This window comes from Phormidium sp. CCY1219 (assembly GCF_055795085.1).
This window is the reverse complement of the sequence record NZ_JAYFEQ010000408.1, coordinates 1-16,758: the sequence shown is the minus strand read 5'-3', so window position 1 is coordinate 16,758 and position 16,758 is coordinate 1. Positions and strand designations below refer to the sequence as shown.

Annotated in this window: 7 protein-coding genes; 2 read left to right on the top strand and 5 right to left on the bottom strand. The window is 52.3% G+C overall.

What is annotated here, in order from left to right; translation table 11 throughout:
* Positions 1-1,431 precede the first annotated feature (1,431 nt).
* Complete coding sequence (locus AC0QH1_RS09070; RefSeq protein WP_324630748.1) at positions 1,432-1,656, top strand: DUF4327 family protein; 225 nt, start codon at positions 1,432-1,434, stop codon at positions 1,654-1,656.
* 78 nt (positions 1,657-1,734) lie between these two features.
* Here the strand turns inward: AC0QH1_RS09070 and AC0QH1_RS09065 are convergent, their stop codons facing one another.
* From AC0QH1_RS09065 to AC0QH1_RS09050, 4 genes are all read right to left on the bottom strand, one after another.
* Positions 1,735-2,958 carry an FHA domain-containing serine/threonine-protein kinase gene (locus AC0QH1_RS09065; protein ID WP_324630747.1) on the bottom strand — a complete coding sequence of 408 codons (1,224 nt, stop codon included), beginning with the start codon at positions 2,956-2,958 and terminating at the stop codon, positions 1,735-1,737.
* A 107-nt stretch (positions 2,959-3,065) separates the two neighbouring features.
* Positions 3,066-5,345, bottom strand: coding sequence for a serine/threonine phosphatase (locus tag AC0QH1_RS09060; protein WP_324630746.1), 2,280 nt, complete (start codon positions 5,343-5,345; stop codon positions 3,066-3,068).
* A gap of 300 nt (positions 5,346-5,645) precedes the next feature.
* Positions 5,646-9,182: a PAS domain S-box protein gene (locus tag AC0QH1_RS09055; RefSeq protein ID WP_324630745.1), complete on the bottom strand. Its 3,537-nt coding sequence runs from the start codon at positions 9,180-9,182 to the stop codon at positions 5,646-5,648.
* Positions 9,183-10,096: 914 nt separating this feature from the next.
* Positions 10,097-10,693 (bottom strand): pseudouridine synthase, encoded by a 597-nt coding sequence (locus AC0QH1_RS09050; RefSeq protein WP_324630744.1) that lies wholly within the window; start codon positions 10,691-10,693, stop codon positions 10,097-10,099.
* 129 nt (positions 10,694-10,822) lie between these two features.
* On the opposite strand from AC0QH1_RS09050, the gene AC0QH1_RS09045 reads away from it, so the two are divergent.
* The gene (locus AC0QH1_RS09045; protein ID WP_324630743.1) at positions 10,823-16,489 is read left to right on the top strand and encodes a PAS domain S-box protein; all 5,667 of its coding nucleotides are present in this window, start codon (positions 10,823-10,825) and stop codon (positions 16,487-16,489) included.
* A gap of 163 nt (positions 16,490-16,652) precedes the next feature.
* Here AC0QH1_RS09045 and AC0QH1_RS09040 read toward each other — a convergent pair.
* Positions 16,653-16,758 (bottom strand): CHAT domain-containing protein (locus AC0QH1_RS09040; RefSeq protein WP_442957300.1); only part of this gene is annotated, 106 nt, incomplete at its 5' end.

Genomic DNA, 16,758 nt, shown 5'->3' with positions numbered 1-16,758 from the left:
GGTAAGACTTTATTTTCCCAAGCTCACCTGACCAGAAGACCAGACTTATCTAAGTTTGGTAGCCGTTAGGGGTAAGAATGACTTCTTTGATTTCGGGTGAAAAGCCCAGAGGTGGAGAGATTGGCAAGTGGGACTTGTGAAGCCTATAGTTGCGATCGCGGAGCCGAGACCCCGTAGACTCGGATCCAAAGCTGCAAAGTCAGTGGCGGAAAAGCTGCGGCACCGGTGACCTGGCGAGGGAATAGGGAAGCACAGCCGGTGGCGATCGCCACCGACAAAAAAAGGGGGGTTAATCCCCAAAAAAATTTGTAAAAATCCGACGAAAAAATTGGAACATTTTATGGTAGAGTAAATAAGTGACAGGCCAAAAGGAACTGTCAAGCTAAGTTTACCGGACTTTTTTCCCCTCGTCTGAGGGCAAAAAGTTCACCCAGACCGATTCATACATACCGGGGCTTATCATCGGTTCGGTGGGGTGGAATTGCCATATCGGGCACTAATGTGGCCTGAGGGATGATGGGGGAGAAAACCCATTTCACAGACATAGCGAATTCAGCGGCAAGTCTCAGGCGCGAAAGCGTCGCGATCGCGCCGATCGAACAGTGGCACGCTGGAATCAAAAGATGCTGACGGAAAGCACAATTCCTCATCTAAGGAAGGGGAAATCGGCTTTCGAGGAAAGTGGCGGGATGCCGCAGGTGCGCGCTTTGGCGAACCAGATGCGGGTTGATGCCATACAACGGCGGGAGAAGCGATGGGAAAACCGCTACCACTTCTACCGGAGGCGCAGGCGCTTTTTCGGGGGGAGGGGAAAACGGAGTTGCGATCGCGATCCGCACAGGATGAAATCGAAAAAACCGTCAGCTGAAAAAAAAATTAAAAATAGACTTGCCAAAACCAGCGTGCTACGATAAAAGATATAGAGTAGTTTCTCAACTGACTACCGAATCTAGGCATTGATGTACCGAGCGCCGCTCCGTTTTATTCGGGGTAAAGCGCGTTCTGGGAGACCTAGAAGCGACCCATGTCAACCTAGGTCAATCGAAGGTTCGCCTGGATGCGAGGCAATCGCTGAAAAGTAAAACTTTACAATGGTTCAGATTCTTTGCACAGACAACAGAGCTGTTTCCACGGGAGTATCAATCAACGATTATTTCAGTACAGTGCGTGGAATGCAGTGGAAAGAGGATGCCGAAACATCTACAGCGCGAGACTAAAGCGAGGTCACCCATTTCGGTTTCTGAATGCCAGCGTTCGGAGAGAATGCTTAGAAACGGGTCTCCAATCGCGGCACCAAACGGGAACAACCGGTTCGCCCAAAATCCGCCGTCAACTCTACGAGGATGGGGCGAGTGCAGGGTGCGGCCATTGGGAAAATAGTCTTGAGAAGCAATAGAAAAGTTGCAATTTTTGGAAAATTTAAGAGGTATTATGAGCCAGAAGGTTTGTCACCCGATGGAGAAATTACAGCGTCAAGTGCGATCGCTAGTAGACTCAAAAATCCTGAAGCCCAGCGATAGCCTGTGGAAAATTGCCTTTCTGTATGGTGATGAATGGCAGTTTTGGAAAAGTGAATTGCTTGATTTTGGCTTTTCGATGAAAGACCCGGTACTCCATCTGATCGCGGTGGAGTCGTGGGAAGAGGAGGATGAGTAAAAGCCCCTGACGACACATCATCAATGGGTTTTGGGAGTGAGGATGTGAAGAGCGATCGCTCCACCCATCCCTCACCCCCTACAAACAGGCTGCCAAGGCACGAGCGAGTTGGGCAGCCGTTTGGTAGCGATCGCTCGGTTTCGCCTGGGTTGCTTTTTCGATGGTAGCGCGAACTGCCGGAGTGATGCGCGGGTCATTTTTCACATTAAACCCATAACTTTGTCCGTGCAATTCAAAAAACTTCTGGGGGCTTTCCGCAGTCAGCAAAAAAATCAAAGTCGCACCGATCGCGTAGATATCCGACTGGGTAAGCGGTTCCCCTCGGTTCTGTTCCGGGGCGGTATAATCTGGTGCGCCAATGCAGGTACCCAAAGGGGTGCCGATTTCCTTCACCGCACCAAAATCGAGAACCACAATTCGATTATCGATTGTCCTGACCATCAGATTCGCCGGTTTGATATCCCGATGCACGATCGGCGGGTCGAGAGAATGGATATACTCCAATACCTCACAGGTTTGAATCATCCAATCGATCGCCTGAGGTAACGGCACAGGTCCGCGCTGAAAAACGCGCCGTTCCAAATCCTGACCGTGGATCGTCTCCATTGCCAGATATTTTTTGCCATCTTCCACGAAAAAATCATAAAACTGGGGAATTCCCGGATGAGCGAGACCTTCAAGCACCCGCGCCTCGCGCTCGAATAACTCCCGCGCTTTCGGGATGCGAGTCATATCCGCATTCATTTCCTTAAGCACCAACATGGTGGGACGGGAGTTGCCCTTTTCCGGGGGGACGAACGCCAGATAAGTCGTACCCATTCCACCTTGTCCCAAAGTTTTCAACACCTGATACTCGCGAATCTGACGTTCCACCTGAATCGGTTGACCGCAGTGAATGCAGAATAAAGTATTCGGAGGATTGTTCGCGTGAGTGCATGTTGCGGATCCGCGACGGGGTGCGGCAGTTTGGGGTTTGGGTGCCGGAACGCTCATCTGAAACTTCAGCACCGGACCGCCCGATGCCAATTGAATCAATGCCCCATCATTGACCCACGCTTGATGAGAAACGAATTGGCCATTGACAAAGGTGCCATTGGTGCCGTAGCTGACAAGCTGCCAATAATCACCCGATTGACTATCCTGCGGGGGGTGCAGTTCTAGATGCTGGCGAGACACCACCGGATCGTCGAGTACCACCTGATTTTCCGGAGATCGCCCCACGCGAATGACTTGCGGCTTGTCAAACCGCCACTGATGTAGGGGAGTCTGGTTTGCAGAATCTAACAGAGCGAGAGTAACCACCTTGGAAACTCCTGAAAACACAAAACAATACAGTCGAGAAAAGAGGCAGGGAGAGAGCAAGAGAAAACCGCTCCCCCGCCACCTCACGAATTATACCAACCCACCACTCAATCTTCTTCCACCAGAGCGCGGATGGCGATCGCCGTAATATTATCGTGACCGTTGTACTGATTTGCCAGATCGATTAACGCCTTCACCCCTTGCGCCAGATCGGCATTCTTCTCAAGTAACGGTTCGATGTGAGTCGAGCCATACTTCTCCAACAAATCGTTATCCGTCAATCCATCAGAAGCCAGAATCAGCAACGTATCTTCCTCAACATTAAAAAACTGAACGTCAGGGCGGACAAAATCCTCATTGCGCGGACCGAGGGCTTGAGTCAGTTGGTAAGCATCCGGACGAGAGTAAGCCGTAGCCGGATCCACCCCCCGTTGAATTTCCCGCTGACCCACTTCGTGATCCAGGGTCACTTGCTGCAAACCGCGATCGCGACTAAACCGATAGAGACGACTATCCCCCACATGGGCCACCGCCACCGAAGTATCTTGCACCAAAGCCATCACCAACGTCGTCCCCATGCGACCACTACCGCCGCGCAGTTCTTCTTGATTGCGCTGGTAAATCGCTTGGTTCGCGTGCAAGATAGCCGATCGCAGAATTTCGCTATCCGGCAAACTCTCTTGCCAGTAGGTATGCAAATATTCGCGCAGGGTATCCACCGCCAGGGCACTCGCCACTTCGCCGCTTTCGTGGCCCCCCATGCCATCGCAGAGAATGTAAAGACCCTTCCAGTGAGTGGATTGCGATCGCGACCCCAGACGTTCCTTGTGCTGGGTTTCGATGCCAAAATCATCCTCATTATGAGTCCGTTGGCGTCCGATATCCGTAGCACCCGCCGCCGCCAGAGACGCCAATTCCATCGGCATCACCATCGTCGGCGCGTCCGAATCCTCCACATCCTCAAAGTAGTCCGACCCTTGCAGGCGAGTGGTGCCCCCCGAGAACGTGGGCGGAACCGTGGGCGGGGGGGGTTCGATCTGCTTCGCGAGTTCCGATAAGCGCGATCGCAACTCCTCCATCGTCGAGACCGTTCCCTGAGTGACTTCCCCCATCAACCCCTGCAACTGCACCAGATGTTGGCTATCCTCGCCATCATCCGCCGCCACCGAACCATTAAACAGCCTTTGCCACAGTGCGCCTAACGCCGTTAAACTGGGGGGAGCATTCGAGTCCTCCGCATATAACCGCTGCAGACACAATACCTGGTCTTCATCCACCCGCAAATTCCCCGGTTCGAGCAAGCTTTGACGACAGTGCCACTCTTCTAACCCCGCCCACAGTTCCGTCATTTCCTGCACCCAATGCAACACCTGGGCCGGATGAGTCAGTGCAGTTTCGGCGCTATTGACTAAAAGCGGCAACTCAGTGCGGTCTTCTAACAGTAAAACCACCCGTTCATCCTGATGCCAAGCATCGTGGATCGTCGGCAAATTGGAATAAAAGTGGCCGTGAAGGGCGAGATAGGCATGGGCGATCGCCGGAATTGCCATTGCCCACGCCGGTGTTTCTTTCTGCGAGGTCATTTCCGAAGCGGGATAAAAAGATTCTACAGAGTGAGAACTCAACGCCGACAGCGGCGACTGCTGCAGGGGCTGAGTATCCAAGACTTTAACCGTCACCTCCCCCGAAATAGCCTCCCGAGGCACCTCCTCTAGCAATTGATACCGTTGTTGCGAGTCGAGATAACTCCCTGCCGGCATCGGTATGGGCGCGGAAGATTCACTCCCCTCCAATGCTTCCATGTCTGCATCGACTTCTGAGGAGAAAACCGAGTCCTCTTCCACTTCTTCCCCGGGGGTTTCAGCACCGATCGCTTCTGCTTGCGATGCTTGCGCTGCTTCAGTTTCCGGTAGCGCTTCCGGACTTTCCACTGCCGATTCTTCCCGGTTTTCGAGATCCTCGGCGGGAGTTGCCTCGGCAGAAACCTCTGCTGAGGCATCTGCATCTGCCATGAACGCCGAACCGGCTATCCCTGCAGTAGAAGACCCAATGGGAATTTCGGTGTCCGAAGAGACCTCCGTCTCTAGCATTTCCGACTCAGGTGCCACGCCCACGGGGGGCAAGTCTTGCGCCGCTTCTGCTTCTTGCGGGGGCGCAGACTCCAGGGGATTGGCAGACTCTTGCGCCGCAGATGGGGTGCCATTTGGCGAGACGATCGCCCACCAAATCTGACCCGTTATCGCGTGGCAATTATCGCAGCGCAAATTGCTCACCCTTACCTTGGTGCCGCATTCCGGACAGGACTTATGGGTTAAAGAGGTGCCACACTTTTGGCAAAACTTGTGGGTGTTCGGATTCTGGAACTGACATTGAGGACAGACAAGCATGGGAATACTTCCAGTTAGGGAATGGATAGGTTAACGTTCAGATTTTAAACAGGGTTTTAAACACCATAACTTTCCCAATTTTAATTGCACCCGTAACATGCAGCAAAATCAACCCCCCCGACGCCGAGGGAGAATTGCTCCAAAATTTTCCGGAAAAATAATTGACAAAAACAGTTAAATGTGTTAAGTAAGTCATCCGAGGGAAACGATGCAACCCCAAAGGCCGCGTTTAGCGCCTTTGCACTTCGCTTGCAAAACCGTGGTTGCCCGCTTACCCGGTTATCCGTCAGGGGGAAAAGTTCAATTTAAGGTTAGCGGAATTTCCACGATAAAAGAAGTTTTGCGATCGCCACTTTCCACGAAAATCTGCCCTCCTAAATGGGTGGTGAGTTTTTGCACCAACGCCAACCCCAAACCGGTGCCTCCTTGCTTCCAAGGGTCGCCACTGGGGATGCGGTAGAACTTTTCAAACACATGATTCATTTCCTCGGGTGGAATTTCGATGCCGGTATTAGTAACGCACAACCGGATGCGATCGCCCTTGACAGTAGCAGAAACGATAATCTCCTCTTCCGGCGGCGTGTACTTGCAGGCATTATTCAACAACTCCATCATCACCCGTTCCAAACTGGAAGTTTCGGTAACAATTGGCGGGAGTGGCGTGGGAAGATTGAGGTGTAAATGTTGCTGACGCTGGTTGGTGCGGTCCTCAAAGCGCGCAGTTAATTCTGCGAGCCAATGTTCCAACTGAATTTCCGATACTTCCCGAGTGTAAGCGGCATCTAGGCGCTGCAAATCCAGCAAATCGTTAATTAAATTAATTTCGCGCTCGCATTGGTCGTGTAAAATCCTCAGATAATTTGACAGACGGTCTCGCACCGAAGAGGAGGGAATGGAAGCGGGGTCAGCGTCAGGCGTTTCCCATTGTTTGCAGAGAATTTGTACCATTTGGATCGCCATTTTCATGTTGGTCATCGGCGATCGCAATTCGTGGGAAACCGTGCTGAGAAATTCATCTTTCAGACGATTGAGCGTTTCCAACTCGTCGAGTTTCCCCAGGGTTTCTTGATAGAGGCGAGCTTGACGCAGGGCGATCGCGCATTGCGACGCCACCAACTGCACCAAGCGAATTTCCGGGTCGCCAAACACCCGAGACTGAGAGTGCAACAGTGCCAAATGGGCGATCGCCCCTCGGTCGTCAAAAATCGGCACGATTAACTTCGCCGCCACCATTTGCGCCAGATCCGGACAAGCTAAATCCCCCAATTCAGGACCTTGAAAATATTGCATTTGCCCGGTATCCCAAGCGATAAAATATTCGCCGGCCAATAATTTGTCAAACACATGGGGTGCTTGTGCGATGGGAATCACTTGGCCCAAACCCGACCCCATGTTAGACTGGCTGGATTCGTAGCAAATGGTTGCCGTGGTGCGATCGGCATCGTAAAGCGCCGCGCAACAATAATCGACCTTGAGAACGTTGGCCAATTCTGCAACCGCCGTTTGCAGAATATGAGCTTCGTCTAAACTTTCGCGGACTTTATCGGTAATGCGGCAGACCAAATCGGAAAATTCGAGGGATTGTTGTAATTGTGCCGTGCGTTCTTGCACTTGAAGTTCGAGGGTGCTTCCCACTTGGGAAAGATGACGATACAACTGGGACTGAGAGATAGCAATTCCCAATTGCGCGGCTAATTGTTGCAATAATGTGGTTTCTTGAGACAACCAGTGACGGGGGGAGGAACAGTGATGAGCCACCAGCAAACCCCACAGGTTGGATAACCCCATCGTCGAAGATTCAGAATCCATCGTGTTGAGGGTTCTCGGATCCCGACTCGGCGTGACCAGGGGCACCACTAAATTGGCTTTGACGTGAAATTCCGAGAGTAAAGCGGCGTAACAGGGAGTCAGATTAGCGGCATCGAGATCGCTCATGGCATGGATGCGACCTTGAAGGTAAAGGGGGACGAGGTTTTCAAAACAAGGGTCGTGGATGGTGGTGCCGACGATTTTCGGCCAAGGGTCGGCAACGGATTCGACCAGGACCGTACCGCTTTTCCAACCGGGCTGGAATTGAAAAATCAAGACCCGATCGCATTGGAGAAATTCCCGCACTTCGGTGACGGCGGTGTTGAGAATGGCATCGAGGTGAAGCGACTGACGAATGCGGGCGATGGTGCGGGCGATCAAGCGTTCCCGCTGAAACTGATGGGTTAGGGAGACTTCGGCGCGGAAGCGATCGCTAATATCGCAGAGGGTAGCGAGGGTTCCTGCATAGCGATCGCCCGGGTCAAAAAGCGGCTGGAAGGAGACCAAGGTCCACAGGGAGGAACCATCGGGGCGACGCAATTGCAAATCTTGTCGCCCAGAGACACCGTAGCGAGTTTCGGCGATCGCCTCAGATGCGATCGCCCGAGAGCGCTCGTCCACAAAGTCCAAAAATGGCTTTCCGAGCATCTCAGCTTCCGAAAGCTGGAGGATTTTCATCAGTTGCGGGTTGACATAGGAGAGGTTTCCCCCAGGGTCGAGGGTGCAAAGTCCGTCGCTGGTGGTTTCGACAATGCGGCGATAGTGTTGTTCGCTATCGCCCCCGGGCGCTTTGGGCGGAGGCGAATCGGGCTTGGGGGGGGTGGTTTGCTCTGCGGCGGGGTGCAATTGTGCTGCCGACGCACTGACGTCTGCGGTCTGGTTTTGGATGCCGATAAAATGGGTTAATTCTCCCGCACAATTGCGGACCGGATAGATAGAGAGTTCGCAGCAAAACTCGGTTCCATCTTTGCGGGCGTTGCGGACGATCGCCCGGGTTTTTTTGCCTTGGGCGATGCACTGGGTGATTTTGGCGAATGTCTCGCGATCGCCAGATTGCAAGAAGCGGTAATTGCGCCCGATCGCTTCGGCGGCACTATAGCCCAGCAGTCGCTCGAAACTGGGGTTGACATAGACGATTGGATTGTCCGGTAAGCGGGGATTGGTGATGAAAACTGGGCTTTTGGTGCGGGCAAGGGTTTGCTCGAACACCGGGACGACGCTATTTTCGCAATGCTTTGCCGGAGGGTCATCTGCGGCGGCGATGCAGCCGAGTTGCTTGGCTTCGATGGCGGCGATCGCTTCTGGGGAAATGTCCGGGAACGCAGGAAGGGGTTGCGTCACTGGGGCAGGGGTTCGGGTTCCCTGGGGGTGCATACCCGCAGTGGCTTCCTCACTCCCCTCCTGGGTGCGGGCAAACAGCTCCCCGGCGAGAAATAAACCGGGTTTCTCACCTACACCGGCAGCGCAAGACAGGGTGACGCTGACCCACAGCTTACTCTTGTCATGGCATTGCAGGCGAAATTCTCCCAGGGGGAAGGGAGGCGAGAGACAACCGCGATCTCTCGGACACCACTGACAGGCTTTTTGACGAGTCAGAGCCTTCAGTTTCCGTTGGATTCGCTGGCGATCCTCCGGATAAATCAGATCTAAAAAATTTCGCCCTATCAGTTCTGGTGCGGCGTAACCCAATATCGAGGCTCCTTGGGGGTTAATTGCTAGAATACAGGCGGTTAAATCCAGGTAAAAGTAAAGCCGACGCCAGTGCGGGGAGTCCCTCAGGGATTCGCTGTAGTCTCCTTCAATGTTATCTGGCAATTCTGCGTTAAAATAGGGCGCTGGACAAAAGATGTCTGTCCGATCGCGGTTGGATTGTGCGCGATCGGGGGAAACAACTGTTGCGCGCGAGGAAGAGACGCGCCTGGGAGCATCTCGCCGATCGCGATCGCCGCACTGGGCATTATCGCTCATTTGAGGTTCGCGGTACTCTGGTGGGTCGCTCCACTCGCTAAAATAGCTGTTCGACGTCATTCCTGAACTCCTCTCGACTGGATGTGATGGATAATGTGAAAATTTGTTAAAGTTTTTTTGAAGTTTTCATAAAGTTTTCCCGAGAGCGTTTCCCGGGGTGGTCACCGCCCCCAAAAAAATGCCCCCTGCTTCTTTTCTCCCCATCTGTTTTTAATGTCCCCCTGCGGGTTGTCCACCCCTTCCCTACGTTCAATGTAGCAAAACCCAGACCATTATACAACCCGAATCAACCGGGTTGCAAGCTTCAAAATACACAAATCAACTCAATCCGCCTTCTTTATTCTGCCTTAACTCTGGGTTTTCCTGAGACGGTAAAGTTCTCCTCACCGCTTCTACCCCCCCCCGATCGATTTGCCTAGGGGGTGAGCCAATGACTCCACCGCTTCTTCACTTTCTTTACGCAGTTAGTTTGCTACTGCAAACCATGCCAACTCATCGGGTTAAATCCGTTATGTTGTTTCCCCACTTTACCCCAATATTTCTTCTACCTATCTTTGTTCTCGGATGTATTTCTCTCAACGGTTTGGTCTTTCTTAAAAAAACTCGCCTCAGCCTTTATTTTATTACCCTACTAAAATCTCTCCTGCCATTCATAGCAATCTCGCAAACAGCAGTTCCATTTTCCTAGAAACCATGTTTCCTCATCCTTATAGGACAAACCTTTTTATTCCAAAAAATAACCAATTCAAATAATAGGTGAGTTTTCAGGCTTCTTTTTGCAGAGAGTAAAAAATCGAAAATTGACCCAAATATTAACCGACAATAAAATCGCAATTTAAACTCCTAAATATATGCAAACTAAATGAAAAACAAGAGCGGGACTGAGCCGGAGGTGGTGCAGGTTAAACTCGGAAAACCAACTCAGGAACAATTGTAGCCACGAAATGTTGGCGATCGCAAAAGCAATCCGATTATCAGCGCAAGAGTTGGTGCAAAGCTTTGACTTCTTCCGCCGTCAAATCCCGCCACTGGCCCGGTTCCAATCCCTGCAAGCGCAAATGAGCAATACCAGAGCGAACCAATCGCAAGGTGGGAAATCCCACCGCCGCCGTCATCCGGCGAACCTGACGATTTTTGCCTTCAGTCAGGGTCATTTCCAACCAGCAGGTGGGCACGGTTTTGCGGTAGCGAATCGGTGGGTCGCGCGGCGGTAACGGTGGGGGGGCAGATAATTGCTTGACTTTCGCCGGACGAGTGCGATAATTCTGAATTGAGATTCCATTTCGCAGTTGATTTAACGCCGCCGCATCGGGAATGCGCTCTACCTGCACCCAGTAGGTGCGCGGATGAGCGAATTGGGGAGAACAGAGTCGGTGCTGTAGCTGACCGCGATTAGTCAGCAGCAGCAGTCCCTCGCTGTCGCGATCGAGCCGACCCACGGGATAAACCGACGGTACGGGGATATAATCTTTTAAAGTGGGACGCGGGGTGCCCCCATCAGCGCCACTGGCGTCGGTAAACTGAGTCAAGACGCCATAGGGTTTGTAAAACAAGAGATATCGAAAAGTCACGGTTAAGAAAAATCGAGGGTTGTGATTCCCGGGCGGGGCTGACGCCTAATTTGCTGACAACCCAACTTCCTGTCCCTAAGTTATCGAAATATTGATTATCCTCAATAAAGAAAGATTTGACAAGAGTCTATGTACGCTGCTGCAAGTCCCGATTTATTCTCCCGGTTTTTAGAGCATTTGCCCGTTGCGACGGCGATGCTCGATCGCGATCTGCGCTATCTCGCCGTGTCTCGCCAATGGTTGCGGATTTACGGACTCGAGGCGCAAGGGGTTATCGGTCAACCCTGTCACCTGGAAAATCTGGGCGAAACCTCGGGAAGGGATTCTCCAGGGGTAGAGTTCCAGGGGGAGGGGGAATCGGTTCCCCGATCCGTTCCAGACGCCACAGAGGCGCGGAAACTACAGGCTCATCAGTGGCGAGAGAGCAACGGAGAGATAGGCGGTTGGATCGTGACCTTGGAGGGCGATCGCGCTGAGGGAACAGCCCAGGAGTTCTCTGCATCTCCTTCTCGAAGTCCCGACTTTTTGAGCGCCACCTGGGAACGAGTGGGTGTGGGGATGGCACAGGTGGGAATCGGGGGTGAATTTATCCGGGTCAATCCCAAGTTTTGCGAGATTCTCGGCTATGATGCAAGGGAGCTAACCGAGATGCAGAGTCGGGATATCGGGCATCCGGAGGATTGGGCCAGAGATGTGCAGGGGAAGCGTCGGCTTTTGGCTGGAGAAATGGCCACCGATGGGATGGAGAAACGGTTTTTTGATAAAAATGGAGCGGTGGTGTGGGTGAAATTGACCCGTTCTCTGGTGCGGGATGCGGATGGATCGCCGAGTTATTTTATTGAGGCGATCGAAGATATCGGCGAGGCGATCGCGGATCGCGGGATCCGGCGCAAGCGGGAAGCGGATTTAAGCGCGGCGCAACAAATGGCGCATGTGGGGAATTGGGAATTCGAGGTCGCCAGTGGAAGGATTACCTGGTCCGACGAAATCTTTCGGATTTACGGGGTAAACCCCGCCGAGGGCGTACCCAGCTTCGCGGAATTGGTGCAATTGTATCATCCCGAGGACCGAGAGGAGTTCCAAGGTCGAGTGAATCAAGCGATCGCCCAGGGCCAAGCCTATGAATTGGAAGCGCGGATTGTCCGTCCCACGGGAGAGATTCGGTATGTTTATGCAAAAGGAGAAGCTTATACACAAGCCGATCGCGTGGTGCGGTTGTTTGGCACCCTGATGGACATCACGGAGCGTAAAAGGGTGGAACTGGCACTGCAAGAGGCTTCCGAGGAACTGGAACGCCGGGTAGAAGAGCGAACCGAGCAACTGCAAGCCACGATCGCGCAATTACGAGAGAGCGATCGGCGCTATCAAACTCTCACCCAAGTCTCTCCCGTGGGGATTTACCATGCGGATGTCAGTGGAAACTGTTTGTATGTGAACCAGCGCTGGCGTGAAATTGCCGGACTTTCCCGGGAGGAAAGTTTGGGGACAGGATGGCTGAGTGCCATTCATCCCGAGGATCGCGATCGGGTCTTCGCGGAATGGGAAAACGCGCGTCGAGAAAATCGCCGATTATCGATTGAGTATCGCATGGTCGATCCTTTGGGGAAAATAACCTGGGTGTTGTCCCAGGCGGTGGCGGAACGAAACGAGATGGGGGAGATTCGCGGGTATGTGGGGTCGATAACGGATATTAGCGATCGCAAAGCTGCCGAAACCGCATTACAGCAAGAAAGAAACTTATTTGTGGGCGGTCCGGTTATCGTGTTTCGCTGGAAACCCGAAGCTAATTGGCCGATGGAATATGTATCGCCCAATGTGACGCAATTGGGATATCAACCGGCGGATTTGACCTCTGGAACAGTACCGTTTGCCACCCTGCTGCATCCCGAGGATGTAGAACGAATTGCCGCTGAGGTGCAGCATTATTGCGATACCGGGGTGAATGCGTTCGAGCAAGAATATCGGCTGCAAAATGGCGCGGGGGAATTTCGCTGGATGTATGATTTTACCGTAATCTCTCGCAATGAAAGCGGTGAAATTACCAATTTTGATGGGTATTTGCTCGATATGACCGAGCGCAAGCAAAATGAAGAAACCCTGTTGCGGATTAGTAAAGCGGTAGATAGTGCCAGCGATGCAATTTCAATAGCCGATGAAAAGGGCAATCATATCTATCATAATCGCGCTTTTGCCGAACTTTACGGCTACGACACCGTGGAAGCGTTTAATGCCGCCGGCGGTATTCCCCATGTGTTTACCGATTCAACGGTGGCGAGGGAAATGCTGCAGATTATTACCAGCGGCAAATCCTGGAGTGGGGAACGGGAAGTGAGAGCGCGATCGGGACGGTGTTTTGAAGTGTTTGGTCGCACGGATGCCATTCAAGATAACCAAGGTGAAATTATCGGCTTTATTGGCATTACTACCGACATTTCCGAACGCAAAGCGTTAGAACGTCAACTGGCGCATCAACAGGCACTTCTGAATTCCTTGATTGACAATTCTCCCCTGGGTATCGGCATTTTAGACCACCAGATGCGTTACTTGCAACTCAACGAAACCTTAGCGGAAATGCACGGGATTTCGGTAGCGGAACATTTGGGAAAAGCCGTCAGGGAAGTTTTACCCGAATTGGCTGATAATGTGGAACCTGCGTTGCAATACGTCCTCAACACAGGTGAATCGATTGTTAATGTAGAAATCAGCGAAAACATGCCGATGCGGGGGGGATATCGGACGGGACTGTGTTCTTTAATTCCTTTGAAAACCAGTGACAACGCTATAGCAATTGGGTTGTTTATTCTAGATATTACGGAACAGAAACGCGCCGAAGCTGAGTTGCAACAGCAGGCGCGCATTCTCGACCAGCTTTGCGATGCGGTGATTACCACTGACCTACAGGGGAACGTGACTCGCTGGAACCAGGGGGCGGAACGAATTTACGGGTATGCTGCAGCGGAAGCGATCGGTCGAGAGATTACTTTCCTTTATCCATCGGATACTGTGATGTATTTCCAGCAGGAGATGATGCCGCAAATTCAGCAACAGGGAAGTTACGAGGGAGAAATAAAAACGCAGCGAAAATCCGGTGATTTGGCTGATGTTTATCTATCGGTTTCCCAGGAAAAAAATGGCGAAGGGGAAGTTGTGGGTCTGATTGTATATAATATCGATATCACCGAACGAAAAGAGGCGGAACGGGAACGACGGGCTACGGCGCAAAAACTCTCGTTGCTGGTGCGCGAAACTCCTCTAGCGGCGATCGAGTTTACTCCGAATTTGGAAGTGGTCGCGTGGAATCCCGCAGCGGAACGAATTTTCGGCTACAGTGCCCAAGAAGCAAATGGGCGCGATATATTTGACTTAATCGTGTTGGAAGAGTTAAGAGAACAGCTCGAACCGATTAAAAGTCAATTGCTGAATCAGGAAGGCGGGACTTATCATGTGAATGAAAATCGTACCAAAGATGGGCGGACGATTGTGTGCGAGTGGTACAATACGCCGATAGTTGATGAAAGCGGAGAAGTCAATGGGTTAATTTCATTAGGGTTGGAGATTACGGAACGCTTGGAAGCAGAAGCTGCAGTGCGAAGAAGCGAGCAACTGTATCGGACGTTAGTCGATAATTTCCCCAACGGGGCGGTGAGCTTGCTCGATCGCGACTTGCGGGTTATCCTGGCGGGGGGTACGGAATTAGCCAAAATGGGGTTATCGAAGGAAGTTGTGGAGGGAAAGAGCATTTGGGAGGTGTTTCCCCCAGAGAGTTGCGATCGCGCTGCGCCCCGGTATCGCGCCGCCCTGGCGGGAGACCCCAGCGTTTTTGAATCTCAATTGGGCGAGGAAACTTATATTATCCATGCGCTACCTCTCCATAACGAAGCCGATGAAATTTTTGCCTGTTTGGTGATGTCGCAAAATATCACGGAACCTAAGCAAGCGGAAGAAGCCCTGCGACAAAGTGAAGAACGATTCCGCAACTTAATCGAAACCACCAGCGATTGGGTGTGGGAAGTGGATGGGGAAGGGTGCTACACTTATGTGAGTCCGAATGTGCGCGAAATTTTGGGCTACGAACCGCAGGAGGTATTGGGGAAAAAACCAACGGATATTATGCATCCTATAGACGCCGATCGCGCGAGTGAGAGATTGGCCGAACTCTGCGCCGGAGGAGAACCGTTCAAATTTGTGGAAAATACCAACTTGCACAAAGACGGTCATCGGGTTATCCTGGAGAGTAGCGGCGTCCCGATGTTCGATCGCGAGGGGAATTTCCGAGGGTATCGGGGGATGGATCGCGATATCAGCGATCGCGTATTCGCAGAAGCCGCCCTGCGAGAACGAGAAGCGCAACTGCGAGAAACCGCCCAGCGCGAGGAACTGCTCAATCGCCTGATCGACCGCATTCGCCAGTCTCTCGACTTGGACCGCATTTTGCAAACCACCGTCCAGGAAGTGCGCCACTCGTTACACCTCGATCGCTGTACCTTTGCGTGGTATCGTCCCCAGTGGGAACCCCCCGCCTGGGAAGTGGTGCGAGAATCTGTCGCCCCAGACCTTCCCAGTCAGCTTGGGGTTTATCCCACCGCAGAGTTGGGAAGAATGGTGGAGGAGCATATTTTAAGCGGGGAAGAACTGCGGGTGGAAGATACAAGCCGAGTAGAAGACCCGGTATTGCAGCAGTTTATGCAGGGAATAGGGGCGCAGGCGGGGGTGTATATCCCCCTGCAAACCCGGGGGGGAGAAGTGGGTGCGATTGTCGGCTGGTGCGGCGATCGCCGTCAGTGGCGCGACATCGAAATCGAGTTACTCACCGCGATCGCCTCCCAACTGGCGATCGCGATCGACCAGGCCCGCCTCTACGATGATGCAGCCACCGCCGCCGCGACCGCCAAAGCTAAAAGCCAGGAATTGGAAGGAGCTTTGCGCGAATTGCAACAAACCCAAACTCAACTGATTCAAAGCGAAAAATTGTCCTCCCTCGGTCAGCTTGTCGCCGGCGTTGCTCACGAAATCAACAATCCCGTAAGCTTTATTTATGGTAACATCATTCCGGCTCAAGAATACGCCGAGGGACTGTTAGCACTGATCGAATTATATCAAGCCAGCTACCCCGAACCGCCAGAGACCATTGTAGCCGAAATGGAGGCGATCGAGCTAGATTTTATCGCCGAAGACTTGCCAAAATTGCTGCAGTCGATGAAAGTGGGCGCAGAACGCATTCAGGAAATCGTCCGGTCTTTACGGAACTTCTCTCGCCTGGATGAAGCCCAGGTGAAAGAAGTGGATATCCATGAAGGGATTGATAGTACCCTGATGATTTTAAATAGCCGCTTGCGCGAACTCCCCAATCGACCGGCGATCGAGATTGTGAAAGAATACGGAACTCTGCCCTTAATTGAGTGCTATCCGGGCCAGCTCAATCAGGTGTTTATGAATCTGCTGGGAAATGCGATCGATGCCTTAGAGTCATCCCTAACCGATCTAAACCACCAAGGACAAATGACCAATGACCAACAACAAATGACCATCCAAATTCGCACTACAGTTGACGGTGAATTCGCCGTTATCCGACTTGCCGATAACGGGTGTGGGATGAGCGACTCCGTGCGACAAAAACTGTTTGAACCATTTTTTACCACCAAACCAGTGGGTAAAGGAACCGGATTGGGATTGGCCATTAGCTATCAGATTATTGTGGAAAAACATCGCGGAGAATTAGAGTGTCTGTCCCAATTGGGTCAAGGAACGGAAGTTATCTTAAAAATTCCCATTCATCAGAGACAGCAGCGCAACTAATAGTCGCGTTTTGGCCAACACTAGCGAAGCCCGGGGCGACAGCGCGATCGCCCGCCCTATTTTTATTGAAAAATCGGCCAAATGTGATATAATATCCCCCAGACTCGTTCCCAGCAGATGGCGATCGGGCCTATCTGGAGGCTGGGTCTCCCCACCATCTCACTCATCGCCACTCCCCCTGCAACGTAAACGCCGCCCAAAAATAGGGCGATTTCCACTCCTCACGTTGCCACATCTCCAACTGCGCCTCCCGCAACGCTTCCGCCGGG